At 61.2% G+C, this 21,687-nt stretch carries 19 protein-coding genes; 4 read left to right on the forward strand and 15 right to left on the reverse strand.

What is annotated here, in order from left to right; all coding sequences use genetic code 11:
- Nucleotides 1-6: 6 nt before the first annotated feature.
- The 7 genes from ACZ0AZ_RS19505 to ACZ0AZ_RS19535 form a co-directional block, all read right to left on the reverse strand.
- Nucleotides 7-522, reverse strand: coding sequence for an Hcp family type VI secretion system effector (locus ACZ0AZ_RS19505; RefSeq protein WP_007949952.1), 516 nt, complete (start codon nucleotides 520-522; stop codon nucleotides 7-9).
- A 622-nt stretch (nucleotides 523-1,144) separates the two neighbouring features.
- Nucleotides 1,145-2,533 (reverse strand): 2-oxoadipate dioxygenase/decarboxylase HglS, encoded by a 1,389-nt coding sequence (hglS, locus tag ACZ0AZ_RS19510; protein WP_463537940.1) that lies wholly within the window; start codon nucleotides 2,531-2,533, stop codon nucleotides 1,145-1,147.
- Nucleotides 2,534-2,621: 88 nt separating this feature from the next.
- Nucleotides 2,622-3,842: a glycolate oxidase subunit GlcF gene (gene glcF, locus ACZ0AZ_RS19515; RefSeq protein ID WP_463537941.1), complete on the reverse strand. Its 1,221-nt coding sequence runs from the start codon at nucleotides 3,840-3,842 to the stop codon at nucleotides 2,622-2,624.
- Nucleotides 3,843-3,844: 2 nt separating this feature from the next.
- Nucleotides 3,845-4,894: a glycolate oxidase subunit GlcE gene (glcE, locus tag ACZ0AZ_RS19520; RefSeq protein ID WP_463537942.1), complete on the reverse strand. Its 1,050-nt coding sequence runs from the start codon at nucleotides 4,892-4,894 to the stop codon at nucleotides 3,845-3,847.
- Entirely contained in the window at nucleotides 4,894-6,393 is a 1,500-nt protein-coding gene (gene glcD, locus ACZ0AZ_RS19525) for a glycolate oxidase subunit GlcD (RefSeq protein ID WP_130000170.1), read from the reverse strand. The genes glcE and glcD overlap by 1 nt, the downstream gene beginning before the upstream one ends.
- Nucleotides 6,394-6,556: 163 nt before the next feature.
- Complete coding sequence (locus ACZ0AZ_RS19530; protein WP_039762300.1) at nucleotides 6,557-7,483, reverse strand: alpha/beta fold hydrolase; 927 nt, start codon at nucleotides 7,481-7,483, stop codon at nucleotides 6,557-6,559.
- A gap of 21 nt (nucleotides 7,484-7,504) precedes the next feature.
- The gene (locus tag ACZ0AZ_RS19535) at nucleotides 7,505-8,959 is read right to left on the reverse strand and encodes a flavin-containing monooxygenase (RefSeq protein WP_463537943.1); all 1,455 of its coding nucleotides are present in this window, start codon (nucleotides 8,957-8,959) and stop codon (nucleotides 7,505-7,507) included.
- 187 nt (nucleotides 8,960-9,146) lie between these two features.
- On the opposite strand from ACZ0AZ_RS19535, the gene ACZ0AZ_RS19540 reads away from it, so the two are divergent.
- Both ACZ0AZ_RS19540 and ACZ0AZ_RS19545 read left to right on the forward strand, forming a co-directional pair.
- On the forward strand, nucleotides 9,147-10,220 hold the full coding sequence (locus ACZ0AZ_RS19540) for a diguanylate cyclase (RefSeq protein ID WP_039762303.1): 1,074 nt from the start codon (nucleotides 9,147-9,149) through the stop codon (nucleotides 10,218-10,220).
- 209 nt (nucleotides 10,221-10,429) lie between these two features.
- Complete coding sequence (locus ACZ0AZ_RS19545; protein WP_130000173.1) at nucleotides 10,430-11,668, forward strand: M20/M25/M40 family metallo-hydrolase; 1,239 nt, start codon at nucleotides 10,430-10,432, stop codon at nucleotides 11,666-11,668.
- A 127-nt stretch (nucleotides 11,669-11,795) separates the two neighbouring features.
- Here the strand turns inward: ACZ0AZ_RS19545 and ACZ0AZ_RS19550 are convergent, their stop codons facing one another.
- From ACZ0AZ_RS19550 to ACZ0AZ_RS19585, 8 genes are all read right to left on the reverse strand, one after another.
- The gene (locus tag ACZ0AZ_RS19550) at nucleotides 11,796-12,665 is read right to left on the reverse strand and encodes an isocitrate lyase/PEP mutase family protein (protein WP_130000174.1); all 870 of its coding nucleotides are present in this window, start codon (nucleotides 12,663-12,665) and stop codon (nucleotides 11,796-11,798) included.
- 154 nt (nucleotides 12,666-12,819) lie between these two features.
- A complete protein-coding gene (astA, locus tag ACZ0AZ_RS19555; RefSeq protein WP_130000175.1) occupies nucleotides 12,820-13,854 on the reverse strand; it encodes an arginine N-succinyltransferase in 1,035 nt (344 codons plus the stop codon).
- A gap of 37 nt (nucleotides 13,855-13,891) precedes the next feature.
- Nucleotides 13,892-14,908 carry an arginine N-succinyltransferase gene (locus ACZ0AZ_RS19560; RefSeq protein ID WP_130000176.1) on the reverse strand — a complete coding sequence of 339 codons (1,017 nt, stop codon included), beginning with the start codon at nucleotides 14,906-14,908 and terminating at the stop codon, nucleotides 13,892-13,894.
- 118 nt (nucleotides 14,909-15,026) lie between these two features.
- A complete protein-coding gene (locus ACZ0AZ_RS19565; RefSeq protein WP_039762310.1) occupies nucleotides 15,027-16,376 on the reverse strand; it encodes an APC family permease in 1,350 nt (449 codons plus the stop codon).
- 68 nt (nucleotides 16,377-16,444) lie between these two features.
- Nucleotides 16,445-17,197, reverse strand: coding sequence for an N-formylglutamate amidohydrolase (locus ACZ0AZ_RS19570; RefSeq protein ID WP_130000177.1), 753 nt, complete (start codon nucleotides 17,195-17,197; stop codon nucleotides 16,445-16,447).
- On the reverse strand, nucleotides 17,181-18,512 hold the full coding sequence (locus ACZ0AZ_RS19575; RefSeq protein WP_463537944.1) for a type I glutamate--ammonia ligase: 1,332 nt from the start codon (nucleotides 18,510-18,512) through the stop codon (nucleotides 17,181-17,183). Before ACZ0AZ_RS19575 ends, ACZ0AZ_RS19570 begins: the two co-directional genes overlap by 17 nt.
- Nucleotides 18,509-19,153 (reverse strand): cysteine hydrolase family protein, encoded by a 645-nt coding sequence (locus tag ACZ0AZ_RS19580; RefSeq protein ID WP_039762314.1) that lies wholly within the window; start codon nucleotides 19,151-19,153, stop codon nucleotides 18,509-18,511. Before ACZ0AZ_RS19580 ends, ACZ0AZ_RS19575 begins: the two co-directional genes overlap by 4 nt.
- A gap of 2 nt (nucleotides 19,154-19,155) precedes the next feature.
- Nucleotides 19,156-20,010 (reverse strand): MurR/RpiR family transcriptional regulator, encoded by an 855-nt coding sequence (locus ACZ0AZ_RS19585; RefSeq protein WP_130000178.1) that lies wholly within the window; start codon nucleotides 20,008-20,010, stop codon nucleotides 19,156-19,158.
- 317 nt (nucleotides 20,011-20,327) lie between these two features.
- Here ACZ0AZ_RS19585 and ACZ0AZ_RS19590 point away from each other — a divergent pair, with 317 nt between their 5' ends.
- Nucleotides 20,328-20,897: a histidine phosphatase family protein gene (locus tag ACZ0AZ_RS19590; protein ID WP_130000179.1), complete on the forward strand. Its 570-nt coding sequence runs from the start codon at nucleotides 20,328-20,330 to the stop codon at nucleotides 20,895-20,897.
- Complete coding sequence (gene cobF / locus ACZ0AZ_RS19595) at nucleotides 20,897-21,652, forward strand: precorrin-6A synthase (deacetylating) (protein WP_310408862.1); 756 nt, start codon at nucleotides 20,897-20,899, stop codon at nucleotides 21,650-21,652. The genes ACZ0AZ_RS19590 and cobF overlap by 1 nt, the downstream gene beginning before the upstream one ends.
- The last annotated feature ends 35 nt before the right edge of the window (nucleotides 21,653-21,687 follow it).

Below are 21,687 nucleotides of genomic sequence, written 5' to 3' on the forward strand. Positions count from 1 at the left end.
CCGTAATTAAACGACTGGAGCACGCCAGTCATCGGAACCCGAAGTACCGGATACTTCGTGGGTCCAGGTGATTTTGCGGTAGGTGAACTGCACTTCTTCCAGGTGGGTGAAGTGCGCGTTGCCTGGATCCTGGCAGTTGTGCATTTTGTTGTTGATGGCGACGATGATCGCGTCTTCCAGTTTGGTGGTGTAGTAGTGCTCTTGGGTGCCTTGGGCCGAAGTGCGGTACCACTGGATAACGATTTCGCTCATGCGCTCGCCGGAAGTCAGTGCTGCTTGCAGCAGTGGCGAAGCCTTGTCGTAGACCTTGGTGATCACAACTGGCTTGTGCACGCGCTGACCGGTTGGCTGACCGGATTGCGGGTCACGCGGGATGATCACGTCGTGGGTGAAAGCCTGAACCATGACCTGGTCTTCGTGGCCTTCCTGGTAAGTGTTGCCAACGGAGTCGGCGGTGAACGCGCCGGCAGTGATCAGGCCTTGTTTTTCGCCGGTAACCGACATGTACGCTGGTGTTGCCATGGGGTGCTCTCCTTGCGGATAAATTGAGGGTGCCCGGAGGCGAAATCGCCCGGTGGGTGGCTGAGGGTTATCAAGGAGCGTGCCAGGTTTTGCGCGGAGCCCGGGTGGCGGGGGCGTCACGGTAGTCGATGATCACTCGGGGCGATTTTCAGCGGGAAAGTCGGGAGAAAGTCGCAAGAAGTTGCGCAGTACTGCGCAACTTCTTGCGCACTTGGCTGCAGGCCTTGCGCCGCTTGAACTGCAGAGGATTTAGGCCCTGAAATATTACGACCTACTGCGCAACTTCTTGCGCAGTTGGGTATTTGCCGGGACCGAGGTGGTTGCTTCGCGAGCAGGCTCGCTCCCACAGGGGATTTGGCTAGCCGCAATCTTGAGCCCACCACAACACCTGTGGGAGCGAGCTTGCTCGCGAAGGCGTCTGTTCAGGCAAAGCATGGGTGACTGACACACCGCTTTCGCGAGCAAGCTGACTCCTGCAAGGGATCTGTGGTTTGCCCGCAATATTGAACCCACCCCGGAATGTGTGGGAGCGGGCTTGCTCGCGAAGGCGGCGGGTCAGGCAGAGCATGGGGTGACTGACACTCCGCTATCGCGAGCAGGCTCACTCCTACAAGGGAAAACGTCAGGTCAGCTTGATACCCAAAGTTTCGGCACATTCCTCAATCGACCGCCGTTGCGTCTCGGCATACAAGCCCAGCTCATCAATAGTCGAACGCCCCAGCGCCTGTTCGAAAGCCTGTCGATTGGAGTGCTCGCCGTAATGCGCCTGTGCGGCATCCCCCAGGTTCGACTGAAAAATCCCCGCTGCGCTCACCGGTAGGAAATCTTCGTACACCAGCGGCTCCGCTTTCACATAGCCTTCGCGCAATAAATCCTCCAGTGACGATTCGCCAAGTCCGTGCGCCGCGATGCCCTTTTCCGTAGCAAAATAACGAAAGTACGCCAGCCCTTGTTCGCGCATGCCCTCGACGCTGTCAGGAAATTCGGCAAAGTGCTGAGTCATCAGCGCGTTGTAGCGTGCGGCATTGGCTTCATTGGGAAAGTCGCCGAGTTCATCGCGAGCGGCGTTCAATAAACGGTCATACAGCGCGCGACCCTTGGGTGTCAGAGCTGCGCCGCGTTGTTCAATTTCGCCGAACCGCGCGCTGTGGCTGCCACAGGTTTCGGGCTGATCGGTGAAGGCGATCGGCTCTTCCAGCGCTTTGAAGCTGGTCTGGCGCAGCAGGATCGGGCAGTTGCGGCGCGGTGGGCCTTCGATCACCGCTTTCGGTGTGATGCCATGGGCGAGCATCTGTTGCTGCACGGTGTCGATGTCCAGCGTGCGCGGCGTAAGGTGATTGATATGCGGACCTTTGAAGGCAACGACGTCGGCGATCAAACGGTGCTGAGCACTGAGTTTCTGATATTGCGCTGCGGTGACCGTGGCGCTGTGGTGCCAGCGAAAGGTCTCCAGGGCCTGTCGGACGAATTCCGCGGCTTCGGCGTCATTCAGTCCGCCTGCCGTTTCCGCCTGATCAATCAGCCGCAACGCGGAGTCAGTAAAGATCGAACGACGGGCCAACACTGACTCGGCAAACGAACGCAGTTCAGCGTCTTCAATCAGCTCCAGGCGCAGCAACGAGGTGAACACGCGAAATGGGCTGACCTGCAGCGCCTCTTCATGCACCGCGCGAAACGCCGTTGAATGCACCGGTACGCCCGCCGGAGTCAGGTCGTAATAACCCACCGGTTGCATGCCCATCACCGCGAACAAGCGGGCGAGGGTGGCCAGTTCGCTCGCGGTGCCGACGCGGATGGCGCCGTGGCGTTCCATTTCCAGCCGCTCGATTTCGCCGGTGCGATTGAGCTGGCCGGCAATGTCAGGCTGACGCGCCAGCACTTCGCGATTGGTTTTCTCCACCAGTTTCATCAGCGCGCCGTACAGCGGCACCTCTTCTCTGTACATGTCGGACATCGCTCGAGAGAAGCGTTGGCGGATCAGGTCGGGGTTGACGAACGGCTGCACGGTCATGGAAAAAATTCCTGCCACGGTGACGAAATGGATACTGGAAAAGATCGCAGCCTTCGCCCACGCGGGCAAACGAAGAATCCTACGGACTTCATTCTGCCAATGACTGATCCACCAGTTCGATCCAGTGCCTGACCGGCGTGCGCCCGGCGCTCGCCAGATGGCTCTGACAGCCCACATTGGAGGTGACGATCAACTCAGGGCGACCACTTTCCAAGGCGTTAAGTCGTTGGTCACGCAGTTGCCGCGCCAGCACCGGTTGGGTCAGCGAGTAAGTGCCCGCCGAGCCGCAGCACAAATGGCCATCCGGTACCTGCGTGAGGTTGAAGCCAAGTCGAGTCAGCACTGCTTCCACTGCGCCGCCGAGTTTCAGCGCGTGCTGCAACGTGCACGGGCAATGCACGGCGATGCGTCGTTCGCTGGCGGCGCATACTTGTTCCAGCGGTTCCTGTGCGATGACCTGGACCAGGTCCCTTGTCATTTCGCTGATCTGCCGGGCCTTATCGGCATAGTCCGGATCGCCAGCGAGCAAATGCCCGTAATCCTTGATGAACGCGCCACAACCGCTGGCCGTCTGCACGATGACTTCGGCGCCGTTCTGCAAATGAGGCCACCAGGCGTCGATGTTCTGCCGAGCGCGGTCGAGACCTTTGGCCTGAGCGTCGAGGTGATAGTCGAGGGCGCCGCAGCAACCGGCCTCGCTCACCGGGGTGACGCTGATGCCCAGACGATCGAGCACCCGCGCCGTCGCGTCATTGGTGTTCGGCGACAGGCCCGGTTGCACGCAACCTTCGAGCAACAACACTCGGCGCGCATGCCGAGGAGCAGGGCGCGCCCCCATAACAGCCAAGCGTTGCGGCAGTTTGCTTTCCAGCAGGCGCGGCAGCAGTGGCCGAAAGGTCGCGCCTATGCGCAGCAAGCCTTTGAACAACCCGGGATTGGGCGCCAACGCGCGCAAGCCTTCGCGCAGCAAGCGCTGGGCGGCCGGGCGCGGCACCGCGCTGTCGACCACCGCGCGGCCGATGTCGAGCAGGTTGTGATAATCGACGCCGGACGGGCAGGTGGTTTCGCAGTTGCGACACGACAGGCAACGATCCAGATGCAGTTGCGTCTGTTCGGTGGCCGGTGCGCCTTCGAGCACTTGCTTGATCAGATAAATGCGCCCGCGCGGCCCGTCGAGCTCATCGCCGAGCAATTGATACGTCGGGCATGTCGCGTTGCAGAAGCCGCAATGCACGCAGGTGCGCAGGATCTTTTCCGCTTCGCCAGCGCGGGGCAATTGCCGCAATTGCTCGCTGAGGGTGGTTTGCATGGCTAGACCTCCGCGTACATTCGCCCGGGGTTGAACAGCCCTTGCGGGTCGAGTTGCGCCTTGAGTTGCCGGTGGTAGCGCAGCAGGGTTGGCGCCAAGGGTTGAAACGGTGAATCGGTGGCACCGTGGGTAAAGCACGTTGCATGGCCGCCCAAGGAAAGGGCGAGTGCGTGAATCTCAGAGCTTTCGGATTTTACCCAGCGTTGCGCGCCGGCCCAATCGATCAGTTGCTCGCCACGCAGATCGAGCGGGCCGAGATTGTTCGGCAATGACAGGCGCCACAGCGGCAAGCCTTCGTCGAAAAAACTCAGGCGTTGTTCGTTGAGGTCGCGCCAGAAAACCGAGTCCAACGGCTCACCACCGAGGCGTTGATGCGCCGCCGTTACCGAACCTTCGCCGCCCTCCAGGCGCAGATACAAACTCTGCCCATCGTGACACGCGGCGCTGATCGGCAGCGGTTGCTGGCCCCATTCGGCAAGTTTGCTCAATGCCCGAGCGCAGTCGATATCGAGGCGAATGCTCAGGCACTGGCGTGGTTTCGGCAGGACTTTCAGCGATACTTCCGTGAGCACGCCCAGGCAGCCGAAACTGCCGGCCATCAGCCGCGACAGGTCATAACCGGCGACGTTTTTCATCACTTCGCCACCGAAGCGCAGATGCTGACCGAGGCCGGTGATCACCCGCGTGCCGAGAACGAAGTCGCGTACCGAGCCGGACCACGGCCGGCGTGGTCCGGACAGTCCCGTGGCGACCATGCCGCCGACCGTGGCGCTGTCGGCGAAGGACGGCGGTTCGCAGGGCAACATTTGCCCGGCCTCATCCAGCGCCGCAAGCAGCTCGGACAACGGCGTGCCGGCACGTGCGGTGACCACCAGTTCGGTCGGATCGTATTGAACGATGCCGCGATGAGCACGGGTGTCGAGCACTTCGCCGGCCACCTCGCGACAGAGAAACGCCTTGCTGTTGCCGCCCTGAATCTTCAGCGGCGTGGCATTGGCCCGCGCGGCGTTGACCTGATCGAGCAGGGCGTTGGCGGCATCGAAATCAGCCATCAGAATCGCTCCAGCTCGGGGAAGGGCAGTTGCCCGGCGTGAATGTGCATCGCGCCGAATTCGGCGCAGCGATGCAGGGTCGGAATGTTCTTGCCGGGATTGAGCAGGCCCTGCGGATCGAACGCGGCTTTCACCGCATGAAACAGCAGTAACTCGTCGCTGTTGAACTGCGCGCACATCTGATTGATTTTTTCGCGGCCGACCCCGTGCTCGCCGGTGATGCTGCCGCCGACTTTCACGCACAGTTCGAGGATCTTGCCGCCCAGTGCCTCGGCGCGATGCAGCTCCCCCGGCTGGTTGGCATCGAACAGGATCAGCGGATGCATGTTGCCGTCGCCGGCATGGAACACGTTGGCCACGCGCAAGCCATATTCCTCGCCGAGGCTAGCGATACCTTGCAGCACAGCGGGCAAGTCGCGGCGCGGGATGGTGCCGTCCATGCAGTAATAATCCGGCGACAACCGACCAATCGCCGGAAACGCGTTTTTGCGCCCGGCCCAGAAACGCACGCGCTCGGCTTCGTCCTGGGCCTGGCGCACCTCGCTGGCGCCGGCCGCTGTCATCACTTCCCGTACGCGCTGGCAATCGTCGTGCACGTCGGCTTCGACGCCGTCGAGTTCGCACAGCAGAATCGCCTCGGCGTCGACTGGGTAACCGGCGTGGATGAAGTCTTCGGCGGCGCGGATGGCGAGGTTGTCCATCATTTCCAGACCACCCGGAATGATCCCTGCTGCGATGATTTCGGCAACCGCACGGCCGGCCTTTTCCACTGAATCGAAACTGCCGAGCAGGACCTTGGCGACTTGCGGTTTGGGTAATAATTTCACCGTGACTTCGGTGATGATCCCCAGCAGGCCTTCGGAGCCGGTGAACAAGGCGAGCAGGTCAAAACCGGCTGAATCGAGCGCCTCGGAGCCCAGCGTCAGGCGTTCACCCTCGATGGTCAGCACTTCGATTTTCAGCACGTTGTGCACGGTCAGGCCGTACTTGAGGCAATGCACGCCACCAGCGTTTTCCGCGACGTTGCCGCCGATCGAACAGGCGATTTGCGACGACGGATCGGGCGCGTAATACAAGCCGAACGGGGCCGCCGCTTGAGATATGGCGAGATTGCGCACCCCCGGTTGAACCCGCGCGATACGTGCAGCGGGGTCGATGTGCAGGATGTTGTTGAACCGCGCCATGACCAGCATCAGACCTTTTTCCAAAGGCAGGGCGCCGCCGGACAATCCTGTGCCGGCACCCCGCGGGACCACGGGCACGTTGTTCTGATGGCAGAGTTTCAGCAGGGTTTGCACTTGCTCCAGACGCCGGGGCAGGGCGACCAGCATCGGCGTGGTGCGGTAGGCGGAGAGGCCGTCGCATTCGTAGGGTTTGAGTTCATCCTCGCGCCAGAGGATGTCCAGGTCCGGCAGGGCTTGTTGCAGGGCCTTGAGCAATTCGCCCTTGTTCACCTCGGGCAACGGGCCGTCGAGGCGTTCGTCGTAAAGGATGTTCATGGGAAAGCCAACCTTCTGTCTCCGCTGATCGTTCCCACGCTCTGCGTGGGAATGTAGCCCGTGACGCTCTGCGTCACTGGACGCAGAGCGTCCCCTGAGGCATTCCCACGCAGAGCATGGGAACGATCAGTTGCGCCACTTGGGGCGTTGCGAATATCCATGTTCATCGCTGTCGTTCCAGAAATTCCCCGTACAGCCGCGCGGTATTTCCCGGCTGTTCGACCATCGGCATATGCCCGACGTGATCCCACACATCCACTTCGAGATTGGCGATGCCTTTGCTCCACACCGGCACGCTGCTGACGTCGATCAGACGATCCTTGCGCCCCCACAACAACAATGCCGGGCATTTGATCTCGGCCAGTTTCGGCTCCATCGGCGGGCTGGCGCGGAAGTCACGGAAGATTTCTTCAAGCTCGTCACGTTGTTGCTCATAGCGCTGGGCGACGGCGTCGAGCACCGGTTTCGGCACCCATGGCGGCGACTCCATGGTCATCGCGTAGAAGCGCTGAAACTCTTCGCGGGAATTGATCAGGAACGGATTGTGCCCGCGCGCCAGGTGGCGCTCCATGTCGCTCGGCTCCGGTGCGGTGACGCCGGCCGGGTCGATCAAGGCCAGCGAGGCGATGCGCTCGGGATAGGTCGCCGCCAGCCACGCGGCGATATAGCCGCCCATGGAATTGCCGATGACATGGACTTTCTCCACGCCGCAGACATCGAGCAGTTGAATCATGCGTTTGGCCTGAACCGCAATGTCGTAACCGCCGCCAGCCTTGAAGCCAGTCTCACCGTGGCCGGCCAGATCCGGAATGATCACCCGATACTGACGGACGAAGTGCCGGGCGCAGCGCAGCCAGAGGTTTTTGTCGGCGCTGAAGCCGTGCAGCATCAGGATCGCGCTGGACGCCTCGTACGGCCCGCCTTGCCAGGTCGACACGGTCATTTCGGCGATCGGCACTTCGATCTTGTGCAGTTTGTACAACCTGGCCTCGCTGGCCATGGCCAGGTTGTACAGCCAATGGCCGACCGCCGGGTAACTCAACCAGCTCCAGGCCACGAAAACCGCAAGTGCGACAAACAGCAAAAGCATCGACGTCTTCCTTTTACGTGTTCAGGACAAAATATGGTCGGCCGGTTTCAGCGCCCGGGTCAGCAGGTGATAGCTGAAACTGAAGCCGGGAAACATGGCGATCACATGACCGCTCTTGCTCTGGTACCAACTGTGACAGCCGCCGGACTTCCACACCGTGCGCTGCATTTCCCGGTGGATCATTGCAGTGTAGGTACGTTCTGCGTCACGGCGCACTTCGATGCTGCGCAGGCCTTTGGCCCGTACGGTGCGGATGCAGTCAAGGATGTAGTTCATCTGCGATTCGATGATGAACAGCGCCGAGGTGTGGCCAATGCCGGTGTTCGGCCCGGTGACAATGAACAGGTTGGGGAAATCCGGCAGGCTGGTGCCGAGGTAGGCGCGCGGGTATTCGGCCCAGACATCTCTGAGTTGTACCGCGTTTTTGCCGCTGACCGGGTAGGAAATCACCCCATCGGTGGCGTCGTAACCGGTTGACCAGACGATCAGATCAACATCGAGATGCTCGCCGTCCACGGTGTTGATCCCGCTTTCATCGATCGAAGCGATGCCATGCTCGCGGCTGTGCAGTGTGACGTTGGCGCGGCTCAGCGCCGGATAATACGTGCTGGACACCAGCACCCGTTTGCAGCCGATGGTGAAATCCGGGGTGAGTTTCTGTCGCAGCAGCGGATCTGGAACCTGGCGTTTGAGAAAACGCAGCGCATGTTGCTGAACCAGGTGAATCGCCGGTTTCGAGTATTTGAAAGCGATCACCCGGGTTTCGAATTGCCAGTAGATCAGCCAGCGCAGCAGCTTGTAAGCCGGCTTCAAGCCGAGCAGCCAGCGCTGGAAACGGCCGAATTTGCGATCGGCTCGGGGCAGCACCCAATGCGGCGTGCGCTGGAACACATGCAGGTGTTCGACTTGTGGCGCAATCGCCGGGATCACCTGCGCGGCGCTGGCACCACTGCCGACGATCGCCACGCGTTTACCGCGATAGTCGTAGCTGTGATCCCAATTATTTGTGTGAAAAGTCTTGCCTTGAAAGCGATCCATCCCTGGAAAGTGTGGGATGACCGGCTGACTCAACGGCCCGGACGCGTTGATGAGGAATTGGGTTCGGAAAGTACCTTTGGCACGGGTGTGCACCAACCAATGCTTTTCCGCATCGTCCCATTCGACGCGCTCGACATCGGCCCCCAGTTCTACGCGTTCGCGCAAACCGAACTGCTCGATTACCTGTTCGGTATAGCGCTGCAATTCTGCCTGTTCGGCGAACATCTGCGTCCAGCGGTAGGGCGCAAATGACAGCGAATACAGCGGCGACGGCACGTCCACGGCTGCACCGGGATAGGTGTTCTGACACCACGTGCCGCCGAAGAAGTCGCGTCGCTCGAGAATGCGAAAGTCGTCGATCCCGGCCTGGAGCAGGTTGACCGCCGCGCACTGGCCGCCGAAACCGCTGCCAATGATCAACACAGCGTAGGTATGCATGTGCCCCCTTTTTGTAGTTGTTTTTCCATTTCCCCTCTTTCATTTATAGCCAAGTCTGGGCCGCGTGTGCGGCGCTGATGGCGCTCTATTCAGGCCGCTGGCCGGTGATGGCTATTTAACGGTGCCCTGATAGACTCCGAACACACCGTGTCTGGGTGTAACCATGCATCGCGCGGTCGAGGCCCTTATGGGAAATACGCGAGGAAAGGGACTTTCACTGGCCAGGAGGCTGTATACGTCGCGGGTGTTCGGGCTGCTGCTCGGGCTGATGTGTGTCAGTGTGGCGATGCATGCGCTCGATCCGCCGCTGTGGGTGTGGGGTCTGATGCTGTTCAACGGCCTGGTCTGGCCACATCTGGCCTTTCAATGGGCGCGCCGTTCGAGCGTGCCGTTTCGCGCCGAACACCGCAATTTGCTGATCGACGCGTTCATGGGTGGCTTCTGGGTCGCCGCCATGCAGTTCAATCCGCTGCCCAGTGCTACCACGATTTCGATGATGGCAATGAACAACGTCGCCATTGGCGGTGCGCGGTTTCTGCTCGCGGGGTCGGCGGCGCAGCTTTTCGGAATGGGCGTGGGCCTGGTGGTGTTTGCCCCGGCGTTTATCCCGCAAACAACGGCGCTGCAGCTTTACGCCTGTTTGCCATTGCTGTTGCTGTATCCGCTGGCGCTGGGCTGGATCTGCTTTCGTCAGGCCTCGACCCTCGGTCGGCACAAGCGTGAATTATTGGCTTTGAGTCGTACCGACAGCCTCACCGGTCTGCTCAATCACGGCGCGTGGAAGGATCAACTGAACCTCGCGTTCCAGCGCTGCAACCGCCAGCAGCAGGGCGCGGCAATTGCCTTGATCGACATCGATCACTTCAAGGCGATCAACGACACCTACGGCCACGTCGCCGGCGATATTGTCCTGCGCCAGTTGAGCAAACTGCTCAAACAGAATCTGCGCGCCACCGATGTGGCCGGGCGTTACGGCGGGGATGAGTTCTGCGTGATCCTGCCGGAACTGCCGCTGTTCAACGCCGCTCAGGCCATGGAAGCCTTGCGCGAGCGTTTCGCGGTGATGGGCTACGAGCAGAACCCGGCGTTGAAGGTCAGTCTGAGCATTGGCCTGGCCGCGTATGACCCTGGCCATGCCGACGCCACGCGTTGGCTGGATGAGGCCGATCAGGCGTTGTACGAAGCCAAGGCCAGTGGGCGCAATCGGGTGATCTGCAATAGCGACAACAAGCCGAGGCAGGTGGTGCTGGATTCGGTCTGACGAGGGTTGCTGATGCCTGTGGGAGCGAGCCTGCTCGCGAAAGCGCTGGGTCAGTCGGTATCAATATCGTTTGCCACGACGCCTTCGCGAGCAGGCTCGCTCCCACCGGGGTATGTGTTGTCGGTTAGATCAGTGTCGCATCCGCTATAGAGCCTTGCGCCAATGTCGGTTACGGTTGAATCCCTCCGACACGAAACAAGGACTGCTTCATGACGTTCTCATTTCCCCGCTCTCTGCTGGCCGCCAGCCTCGGTCTGTCCCTCGCGCTCTCGGCCGTAAACGCTTTCGCCGAACCGCATAAACAAGTGCTCGCCGATGCCGAGCAGTACCAGCCCGAAGCCCTGAAGTTACTGGAGCGACTGGTCAATATCGACTCCGGTTCCGGTTATGAACCGGGCCTGAAACAGGTCAGCGACATTGCCATCGATGAGCTGAAAAAACTCGGCGCAACCATCGAACTGGTACCCAACACGCCGGAAAAATCCAACCACGTGCTGGCCACGCTCAAAGGCACCGGCAAGGCAAAAATCCTGCTGATGGCGCACATGGACACGGTGTTCAAGGAAGGCTCGGCTGCCGAGCGACCATTCCACATCAAGGACGGCCGTGCCTACGGGCCGGGGGTGATGGACGACAAGGGCGGCATCGTCGCCGGTATCTACGCGCTGAAAGTGCTGAAGAACCTCGATTTCAAAGACTATGCGCAGATCACCTTCCTGCTCGACGCCAGCGAAGAAACCGGCTCGGACGTTGCTACCGACCTGATCAAGAAAACCGCCAAACAGCACGACGTGACCCTCAACCTCGAACCGGGCCGCCCGGCCGATGGCCTGGTGGTGTGGCGCAAGGGCAGTGCGACGGCGCTGGTCGAAGTCAAAGGCAAAGCCGCTCACGCCGGCGTCGCGCCAGAGTTGGGACGGAACGCGGCGATGGAAGCGGCGCACCAGATTCTGCAACTGGGCAAGCTCGGCGACGAGGCGAAGAAGACCACCATCAACTTCACCGTGCTCAAGGCCGGCGATCGCACCAACGTGATTCCGGATCAGGCCACGGCCAAGGCGGATGTGCGCGCGGCAGTGCCGGAGGAATTTGATCGCATCGAGAAGGATCTGGCGCGGGTCTCGCAGGAAAAGTTGATCGCCGATACCGAAGTGAAAACGTCCTTGCAGCGCGGTTTACCGCCGATGCCACAAACGGCCGAGTCGGATCGCCTGATGGCCATGGCCCAGGGAATTTACGGCGAGATTGGCCGCAAGCTGACCGAGGAGGGCAGTGGTGGCGCGGCGGATGCGAGTCTGTCTGCAGGCGTTGGGACGCCGACGCTGGATGGCTTCGGGATCGTTGGCGGCAATATTCACACGCCCGAGGAATACGCCGAAGTGGCGAGCGTGGCGCCGCGGATTTATCTGTTGTCGCGGATGATCATGGAGTTGGCGAAGCCGCGGTGATGAGGTAACTGTCCCGATCTAGCGTTGTAACTTCAGACGCTTTCGCGAGCGGGCTCGCTCCCACAGGGGATCGCATTTCAACTGTGGGAGCGAGCCTGCTCGCGAAGGGGCCGGTGCTGCGTTTGCGTCACTCCTTGACGCTCATATACTCCTTGGCCCAGAGAATGTATTCCTCGGGTTGGGTATAGGTGTGCGTCAATTCGGTCGCGCTCAGATCGGCGGCCTGGGTGAAGATCTGCCGCTGTTCGCGCAGGCTGTCGTAAGTCGCTTTGATCGCAGCGAAGTAGGCGCCGTGGCCGTCGATGGTCACGCGTACACCGAGTTCGGCCAGGCGTTTGTCGTCGCGCAGGGCCGGGTTGCCGTAGGTGACCAGCATCAGCGGCACGGTCAGGTGCTCGGCGATTTGTTCCAGTTGGTCGAAGTCCTGCACGCCGACCATGCAGATACCGTCAGCGCCGGCCGCTTGATATTGGCGGGTACGGCTGATGATTTCCTGGATCGGCAGAATGCCGGCGTTGGTGCGGGCGATGATTGCCATCTCGGTGTCAACCCGGGCTTCCAGCGCGGCGCGGATCTTGCCGACGCCTTCGGCTACGGTGATCAGGTCGGTGGATTTGCGCCCGAATTGCGCGGGCAGCAGGGTGTCTTCGATGGTCAGTGCCGCGACGCCGGCGCGTTCCAGTTCGACGATGGTGCGCATGACGTTAAGGGCGTTGCCGTAGCCGTGGTCGGCGTCGGCGATCACGGGCAATTGGGCAACGCGACCGATGCGCGTGGCCTGTTCGGCGAATTCGCTGAGGGTGATCAGGGCGAAGTCCGGTGCGCCAAGCACCTGCAGGGAGGCCACGGAACCGCCGAGGATACCTACTTCAAAACCCAGGTCAGCGGCGATGCGGGCGGACATCGGGTCGAACACCGAAGCCGTGTGGTAGCAGGTGTCGGAGGCCAGCAGCTGACGGAAATTGCGGCGCAAATCTTGATGGGAAAGCCTGGTCATACGAGTTCCACCAATACATAAGGAATGGAAAGGCTTGAGCAAAGGTGTCAACGCCGAAGAATGAAAAGGCTATCACGCGAATGGGTCAAGAATCATGACGAATTTGCGCGGCAGCACTGGCGGCTGAAAGGTTTAATCTCCCGTGCCGGAAATATCAGGCCGCCACGGCATGTTGCTGTTGATGGGGCAGGAGCACCGCGCGCACCGAATTGCCCGGCTGAAGTTGCAGGCGTTTGGCGGTGAGACGATCAACCACCAGGCTGTTGCCCACCAGTCGACCGTGGGCCGCGGTGATGCGGCAGTTTTCCAGGCGGCGGTTATGAATCAGCCACAGCGGCGCCTGCTCGTCGGGGGTGCCGAGGCTCAGGGTCAGTTCGAGGCTGTCGCGCACCGTGCGGATGCTGCGGATTGGCGCCTCGATGACCGGGCCACCGTCGAAAATGTCGATATAGCCTTTGTGCGCAAAGCCTTCAGCTTGAAGAATTTTCAACGCTGGTTGAGTGTTCGGATGCGTCTGGCCGATCGCCGCCTGCGCCTGTTCGGTGAGCAGGCAGGTGTACAGCGGCTGACGCGGCATCAGTTCGGCGATAAAGGCTTTGTTGCCCAGGCCGGACAAGTGATCGGCGTGGGTGAAATCCATCTGGAAAAAGTGCCGGCCGAGGCTGTCCCAGAACGGCGAGCAACCGTTTTCATCGGCACTGCCGCGCAGTTCGGCGATCATCTTCTCGCCAAACAGGTGCGGAAATTCAGCGACGAACAGCAGACGACCCAGCGACAACAGGCGGCCATTGCTGCCGTTGCGCTGGTCATGGCGCAGGAACAGCGAGCACAGCTCGGATTGGCCGGTCAGTTCGTTATTGAGGAACAACGTCGGAATCTGTCGCTGAATGCCCAGATCTGGCGCCGAACTGACGGTTACGCCGAGCCGGTAGTTGTACCAGGGTTCGCGCAAGCCAACGGCGCCAGCCATCGCGCTGACACCGACCACGCGCTGTTCATCGTCCTCAAGCACAAACAGGTAATCGGCATCGGCCCGTTCCACCTGTTCGGCGAAGGCCCGTTGCGCCCAGCGCACTCGGTGCGCGAGGCGGTCCTCGTTGACCGGGAGGGTAGTAAAACCCGGTCCGGCTTGTTCGACGAGGGTCATCAAGGCAGGCAGGTCGCTGACTTTTACCGGACGGACAATCATGCTCCAACTCCTTGCAGGCACGGCAGGCAAACGCGGCTCACAGTGCGACCAACCGTATCGAACTGCCGTCGCTGACGTTCAGTGCCGCGCAGATGGCAGGCGTCAGTGGCAGCGGTTGGTCGGGCTGATAGTCGAGTTCGGTGACGATCGCTCGGTAGCCATGCAGGGCGTCGTTGCTCAGCAGGTAACGGCCACAGGCGTCAGTCGATGCTTGTTGGCGGACGACGGCGGTCTGGCTGTCAGCGATCGAGCGAATGTTCGCGGTGCGCGCATAGAGGGTCGGGCCGGCGTCGAACAGGTCGATGTAGCTGTTGGTTTCGAAGCCCTCGCGTTCAAGGATATCGAATGCTTCCTGGCCGTCCGGGTGCACGCGGCCAATACAGTCCTGCGCCGCTTGCGGCAGCATCGGCACATAGATCGGGTATTGCGGCATCAGTTCGGCGAGAAACGTGCGGCTCTGCAAACCGCACAGACGCTCCGCTTCGGCGTAGGGCAGGTCGAAGAAATGCTTGCCCAGCGCATCCCAGAATGGCGAATGCCCCTGTTCGTCGCTGTAGCCGACGATCTCGGTGATCACCGCCTCGGAGAACCGCTGCACATGCGCGGCAATGAACAGCAGGCGCGCCCGCGACAGCAGTTCGGAAAACGGCGTGCGCACCAGCGTGGCGTCGATGTGGAAACCGCGCAGCAAGGTATGCCCGCTAAGGTCATGGCACAGCGACAACGCCGGCACGCCGTGCTCGATGTTCAATTCCCTCGAAGCGCTGGTGAAATGGCGGTTGCGCAGGCTGTAGAACGGCTCCTTGAAACCGGCGGTGGCAAGGATTTCCGAGCAGCCGACCAGTTGCTGGCGTTCGAGATCTTCGAGCACGAAGAAATAGTTCTCCGGCCCCTGCGCTGCAGCGGCGCTGTCGAAAGACACGCACGACGCGGCGATTTTCTCGCGCAGGTGTTCGCTGTCATCCGGCAGCGAAGTCACGCCGATCAGGCTCTCGCGAGCCAGGCGCTGTAGCTGGGGCAGATCATTCTGCTCGACTGGGCGTAAGACCAGCATGGATGTACTCCTGTATCAAAAGGTTCGGCCCGTTCGCCGAACCTGACTATCACTGTCGGTTTCCACGCGTTGAATCGGCGGTCGCCTGATTTGTTGTCAGACGCCGCTCTTTTTCTTGTCAGCCTTTGCTCGGATCGGGCAGCGCAGTGCTGGCGCCGAGCTTGTTGAGGAAGAACAGGTACACCAGACCCAGGGCAATCCAGATCAGACCGAGCTTCTGCGCATCGACGCCCATGTTGTACATGATGGCGGCGACGATGATGAAGCCGATCACCGGGCAGAGCAGATGGCGTACAACTCGCCCGGATTTCTGCCGACGCCAGTAATGGTTGATCACCGTCAGGTGCAGCAGCATGAAACCGCTGAGTGCGCCGAAGTTGATCAGCGAGGTAAGAATGTCCACCGCATTGAGGAACAAGTAGCAGATCAGCAGCGACAGCACCGCCACCAGATAAATGCTCAGGTACGGCGTGTTGTGTTTCGGGTGAACCCTGGCCAGCACCTTCGGCAGTTTGCCGTCGCGGGCCATGCCGAACAGCAGACGCGACACCGCAGCCTGCGAGGTGATCGCCACCGCGACGCCCCAGGCCAGTGCTGTCGCCACCGCAGTCAGCGTTGCCAGCCAGCTGCCGGCGGCGATTTCAGCGATTTCGTAGAAGGCGGTGTCGGCGGACTTGAAGCCCATGCCCGCCGCCAGATCGGTGGCAATCCACGTCTGTACCACGAAAATCGTGCCCATCACCGCCAGCGTGATCAGCGCTGCCTTACCGACGCTGCGGCCGGGGTCTTCCTTGATTTCTTCGGCGAGGGTCGAGATCGCATCGAAGCCGAGGAACGACAGCACGGCGATCGACACCGCTTGCATCAGCAGGGCGAAGTTGAAGGTTTCCGGGTGATACAGCGGCGCCATGGTCAGCTCGCCGTTACCGCCACCGTTGTGCAGGGCGTTCCAGGCGTAGAACAGGAAGATGCCCAGCACCACCAGTTGTGCCAGCAGGAACAGGATGTTCATTCGCGCGGTGAAGGTGATGCCGCGCAGGTTGACGAATGTCGCGCTGACCAGGAACGCCAGAATGAAGCCGACCTTGGGGATGTCCGGGTACAGGTGGTTGAGCGCCATCGCCGCATACAGGTACAGCAGCGGTGGAATCAAAAGGTAATCGAGCAGCATCAGCCAGCCAGCGATGAAACCGACGTGTTGGTTAAGGCCGCGTTGCGCGTAGGAATACACCGAGCCTGCTATCGGAAAGGCCTTGGCCATGCTGCCGTAACTCAGCGCGGTGAACAGCATCGCGACCATGCCGATGATGTACGCCAGCGGCACCATCCCCGGTGCTTCGGCGTTGACGTAGCCATACACACCGAACGGGGCGATGGGGATCATGAAAATCATCCCGTACACCACCAGATCGGTCAGCGTCAGGCTACGTTTCAACTCTTGCTTGTAGCCGAATTCTTCAATTTCCATGAAGCGCAACTCCTTGTCAGCCATCGGTCGTTTTAGTTGTTCTATCGGTCCATCATTTACCGCGATTCCTACAGCAAAGGCGCGAGGTAGCCGGCCCAGCGCGATACGGCTTCGGGGCTGCGCAGCAAGTCATTGCGCACCTCGATCAGCACTGCTTCAAGGCCGCGGGCGTCGCCGTGCACCGGCACGGTCATGTCGCCCAAGGGATCAATTCTGTACGGCTGGTTGCCCGCCACCTTCAGCGGGTGCGCTTGCAGCCCGTCGAGCAGACGCTCGGCATAGTCTTTGGCCTGGCCGAACAATACGCCGACTTCCAGTGGTCGCGGCTGGCCGTAATACACCGGGGTGAAGCTGTGAATGCCGACCACCCGCACCGGCCGGCCTTGGGCAATGCGCTCGTCGATCAACGTCTGCAAGCGCGCATGAAACGGTTTGAACAGCGTCTGCCGTCGATACTCGCGCGCCGCTTCGTCCAGATCGCGATTGCCGGGTATCTGGTAGATCTCGCTTTGCAGCGGGATGCTGTCCGGCGCATGGCGCGGTCGGTTGAGGTCGATCAACAGCCGTGAATAATTGGCGCTGAGCAGGGTGGCGCCAAGCTGTTGCGACAACTGTTCAGCCAGTTGCAGCGCGCCGATGTCCCAAGCGATGTGTTCGCGCGCGGCCGCCTCGTCCAGGCCCAGGTTATTCAGGGCTTCGGGGATGTAACGACTGGCGTGCTCGCACACGAGGATCAACGGATTCGTCGAGTCCTCGCGGCTCAGGTTGTAGACCGGTCGGGTGTACAACCCCAGCTCGGCGGGTTCAGTACAGGCGTGCATAGTGCTCACACAGGTCAGCGGGCGAGAGCTGTTCCGTCAGCGCCAGTTCCTCGGTTTTCAGGGCGTAATACGTGTCGAGCAACGGCTTGGGTAGCCATTCATTGAAGGCTGCACTGTCACGCAGGCAATCCAGCGCCTGGGCCAGCGAGGCGGGCAGGGCGACGATGCCCCGGGCCTTGCGTTGCTGGTCGTTGAGTGAATCGGGAATTTCATCGGTGATCGCGTTCAGCGCCAGACGCTGTTCGATGCCCAGCCGCCCGGCGATCAGCAACGCGGCCATGGCCAGATGCGGCGAGGCGGTGGCGTCCATGGCGCGGAATTCCAGGTTGAACTGCTGCGCAGCAGATTTGCCGCCCAGGGTCACGGTCGGGCAGATGCGCAGCGCCGCTTCACGGTTCTGCTGGCCCAGACAGGCGTACGACGCGCTCCAGTGGTGCGGCTGCAATCGCTGGTACGACAGCGGCGTCGGCGCGGTGAACGCGCACAGCGCCGGCAGATAGTGCAGGACGCCGGCAGCCCAGTGCTGGCCGATGCTCGACAGGCCGTTGCTGGTGCCCGCGTCGTACAGCATCGGCTGGCCGGCCAGATCGAGCAGGCTGACGTGCAGGTGCACACCGTTGCACACCGCTTCGGCGGCGATCTTCGGCGCAAAACTCAGATCCAGGCCCATTTGCCGGGTGATTTCCCGGGTGATTTCCCGCACGTTGACCGCGCGATCGGCCGCCGCTACGCCGAGGGTCGGGCGGCAGGTGATTTCGTATTGGTGCTTGCCGTATTCCGGCAGGAACATTTCCGGCTCGACGCCGCCGGCGCGCAGGGCGCTGAGCAGCCAGCCGCCGAACTCGGCGCCTTGACGCTGTGCTTCAAGAGAGAACGCAGCATGTTCGGCTACGCCCGCGTGCAGGTTGAACTCATGTTCGAAGGCGGCGTTGACTTGCAAACCCAGCTCATCGCGATAGCGTTCGATTTCATCGCGCAACAGCGTACGTGGGCAGGCGCCCCAGGCTTGACCGTCGGTCTCGCGAATATCGGCGTGGATGAAATCCAGCACCGGCGCATTGGCGTCGGGGCCGTTGCCGACGGTCACGCGGCTGTCCAGGTCGGGTATCAGCCGCAGGTCGCCATACGCGCCCCAAGGACTGCTCGAGGCGATGATGTCTTGCGGCGTCAACGCACTGTTGGCCGGTACCCAACCGCAACCTGCTGCCTGGTAGTGCTCCAGTTCATCGGTAGGAAACGAGCGGCCACGGGTGATGCCGATCAGGTCGGTTGTCACCAGCGTGGTCATCGGCAAAGGCGTCAGGCGCGGGCTCATGGCTGCATCTCCTGCAAACGGCCGAGCACGGTGTCGGTGTCGGTGATCCAGCAGTAACCCTTGATCGCGTTGAGGCAGGCGTGATGGCGTTCAACTGTGTAAGTGGCGCAGGCATCCTCCACCAGCGTGACCAGATAGCCACGGTCGGCAGCGTCGCGCACGGCCATGTCGACACATTGGTCGGTGACGATGCCAGCGATGATCAGATGACGGGTCTGCAGATTGCGCAGCACGTAATCAATGTTGGTTGAATTGAACACCCCGGAGGAGGTCTTCGGCAGCACGATTTCGTTCTCGGCCGGGGTCAGTTCAGCGATGACCTGCGCTTGCGCGCTGCCCTTGGGCAGGTGCATGTCCGACAGCTTGTGATCCAGCGAGCGGTCGCGACCGTCGGCGGTCAGGCTTTCGATGATGGTGTGCAGTACGTTTTGCCGCGCCTGGCGAAAGGCGCCGAGCAGACGTTGCTGGTTGGGCACCACCTGGCTGCGCGCGCGGTGGAGAAAATATTCGGCCTCCGGCCCGCTCAGGTGCGGGTCGAATTGCGGCTCGAGCCAGGCGCGCTGCATGTCTACCAGCAACAAAGCGGTGTGATCGAACGCAAACGGCAGGTCCCGTGGCGAGCGGTGGGGAAGGCTGAACATCCTTATTTTTCCTCCATCAGGTGAGTCGCAAAGTCATTGCGCAGGGCATCGATGCCTTCCAGGCGATCGGCCGGGTCCGGCACGCGCAAGGTCAGGCAGGCAATCAGCGCCTCGACCTGCGCCAGCGCCGGCACCATGGTGTCGAACGGCGAGGCCGACTCCACCGGCGCGCTGATGATCAAGTCGGCCAATTCGCGCAGCGGCGAGGCGTAGACATCGGTGAACAGCACTACCCGCGCGTTATTGTTCTTCGCCGCCTGCGCAACGCGCAGGGCTTGGGTCTGGTAACGCCGGTAGTCGAACACCAGCACCACGTCCTGGCGTTGCAGATCGTATAAACGATCAGGCAGCAGGGCGTTGTCTTCGAGGGCGAAGCAGCCGGGACGCAGCAGACGCAGGTGGTTGAGCAGGTAATTGGCCATCAGAATGCTGAAACGGCCACCGAAGCAGTACACCTGATGGCGGCTATCGAGCAGCCACTCCACGAGGATGCGCACGTCTTCGGGTTGGGTCAGGGCTTGAGTGTCGACCAGCAAGCGTTGACTGTCGGCCAGATAGTGCGCCCATGCATCGTCCTTGTTCTGCTGCGAACGCGGCTGCAACAGGGTGCGTGGCGAGCGCAGGCGATGGTCCATGTCGCTGAGCAAGGCTTCCTGGAATTCGGCATAACCGCCGAAACCGAGCTTTTTCACCAGACGCACGATGGTCGGGTCGCTCACACCGGCATGTTCGGCGAGCCGCGCCATAGGCCCTAGACCGTTGCGCGGATACTGATCGAGCAGGGCGCGGACGACTTTGCGCTCTGACGGCGTCAAGTCCAGGCCGGGGTCGGTGATCAGGTCTCTGAGAGGGGGCATCCGGGCTCCTGCTGGATGGGGTGTCGAATTCGCTTCACAATCCGTTAAAAGAGTATTTATGTAATGTGCGCTACATGTCTAGCGAATTTTTGTACAGGTTCAGCGAGCACCAAAAGCGTGCAAGGCGCCCGTTTAATAAGGCTTAGGCCGGAGTCGCTCAGTGTTGTAGTCCATTGCCGATGGCGGTGTCAGACATTTCGTATAGACGAGTGAGCGCCTGGCAGGCGGTCACGCTCAGGGCCTCCGGTTTGCGGCACAATGACTAGCGGATCGGCTCTGCCGTCGCTTGTTTCAACTTTCAACCGAGAAACCTGCTTGTGCCAAGTAGCCGTTTGACATTGATTTGCCATGCACGAACCGTCGCACAGAAACTGGCGCGTTTTCCTACGAATGAGCCTGTTGAAGATTTGCCTGAGGTGTCTGACGCGTTCAAGGCGCGGTTCGCCCCGCCACAGCGGTTGATTTGCGGGCCGGAGTTGCGGACTCGGCAAACAGCAGCGTGGTTGGGGGCCGATGCCGAAATCGACCAGAACCTGCGCGATTGCGATTGGGGACACTGGCACGGCCAATCGATCAAGGATTTGCAGGCCAATCACGCCGACGCGTTGCAGGTCTGGCTGGCCGATCCGGAAGCGATGCCCCATGGCGGCGAATCGGTCTCGCAACTGATGCAGCGAGTAGCGACGTGGCTGGACACAATCGCTGCAACGCCGGGGCATGTCGTGGCAATCACTCATCCGTTCGTCATGCGCGCAGCGCTGACGCAGGTGCTGCAAAGCGCGGCGTTCAATGCGATCGACATCGAGCCGCTGGCGACGATCGACCTGCGCTTCAATGGCATCTGGCGCCTACGCTTGCCGGGCATGGCCCTCGAAGAGGAATTCTGATGAAACAGCTGCTGGTCATCGGCATCGGCGCCGGCAATCCTGACTACATCACGATGCAGGCGGTGAAAGCGCTGAACCGGGTCGATGTATTCTTCCTGCTGGATAAAGGCCAGAGCAAGCAGACGCTGATCGATCTGCGCCGCGAGATCTGCGAGCGCTATATTACCGATCACGCTTATCGCTTCGTCGAAGCCAGCAGTCCGGAGCGCGAGCGCGGCGATGTCGACTACACGGCGAGCGTCGATACACTGAACCGCGCCAAGCAACAGACCTTCGAGCGGCTGATCGATGAAGAATTGTCTGACGGCCAGTGCGGCGGTTTCCTGATCTGGGGCGATCCGGCGCTGTACGACAGCACGTTGCGGATTCTTCAGGCGATCCAGTCATCAGGCCGCCGTGAGTTTGAATACGAGGTGATACCGGGGATCACCAGCGTTCAGGCCCTGGCTGCGCAGCACAAAATACCCTTGAACACGATTGGTCGCTCGGTAGAAATCACCACAGGCCGGCGTTTGGCGGCGGGGCAGGTGAGTGAGACGGACAGTCTGGTGGTGATGCTCGATGCCGAAGATTCCTATCAGCAGGTGGCAGATCGGCAGACCGAGATTTTCTGGGGCGCTTACCTGGGCACGCCAGACGAGATACTGATCCGCGGCAGGCTGGCGGATGTGGCCGATGAGATCGAACGGGTGCGCAAAGCGGCGCGGGCGGAGCATGGGTGGATCATGGATACCTATCTGCTGCGCAAGCCTTGAGTGGTTGGCGGCTGAACAAGCGCTTTCGCGAGCAG

Source organism: Pseudomonas sp. AC239, assembly GCF_979258545.1.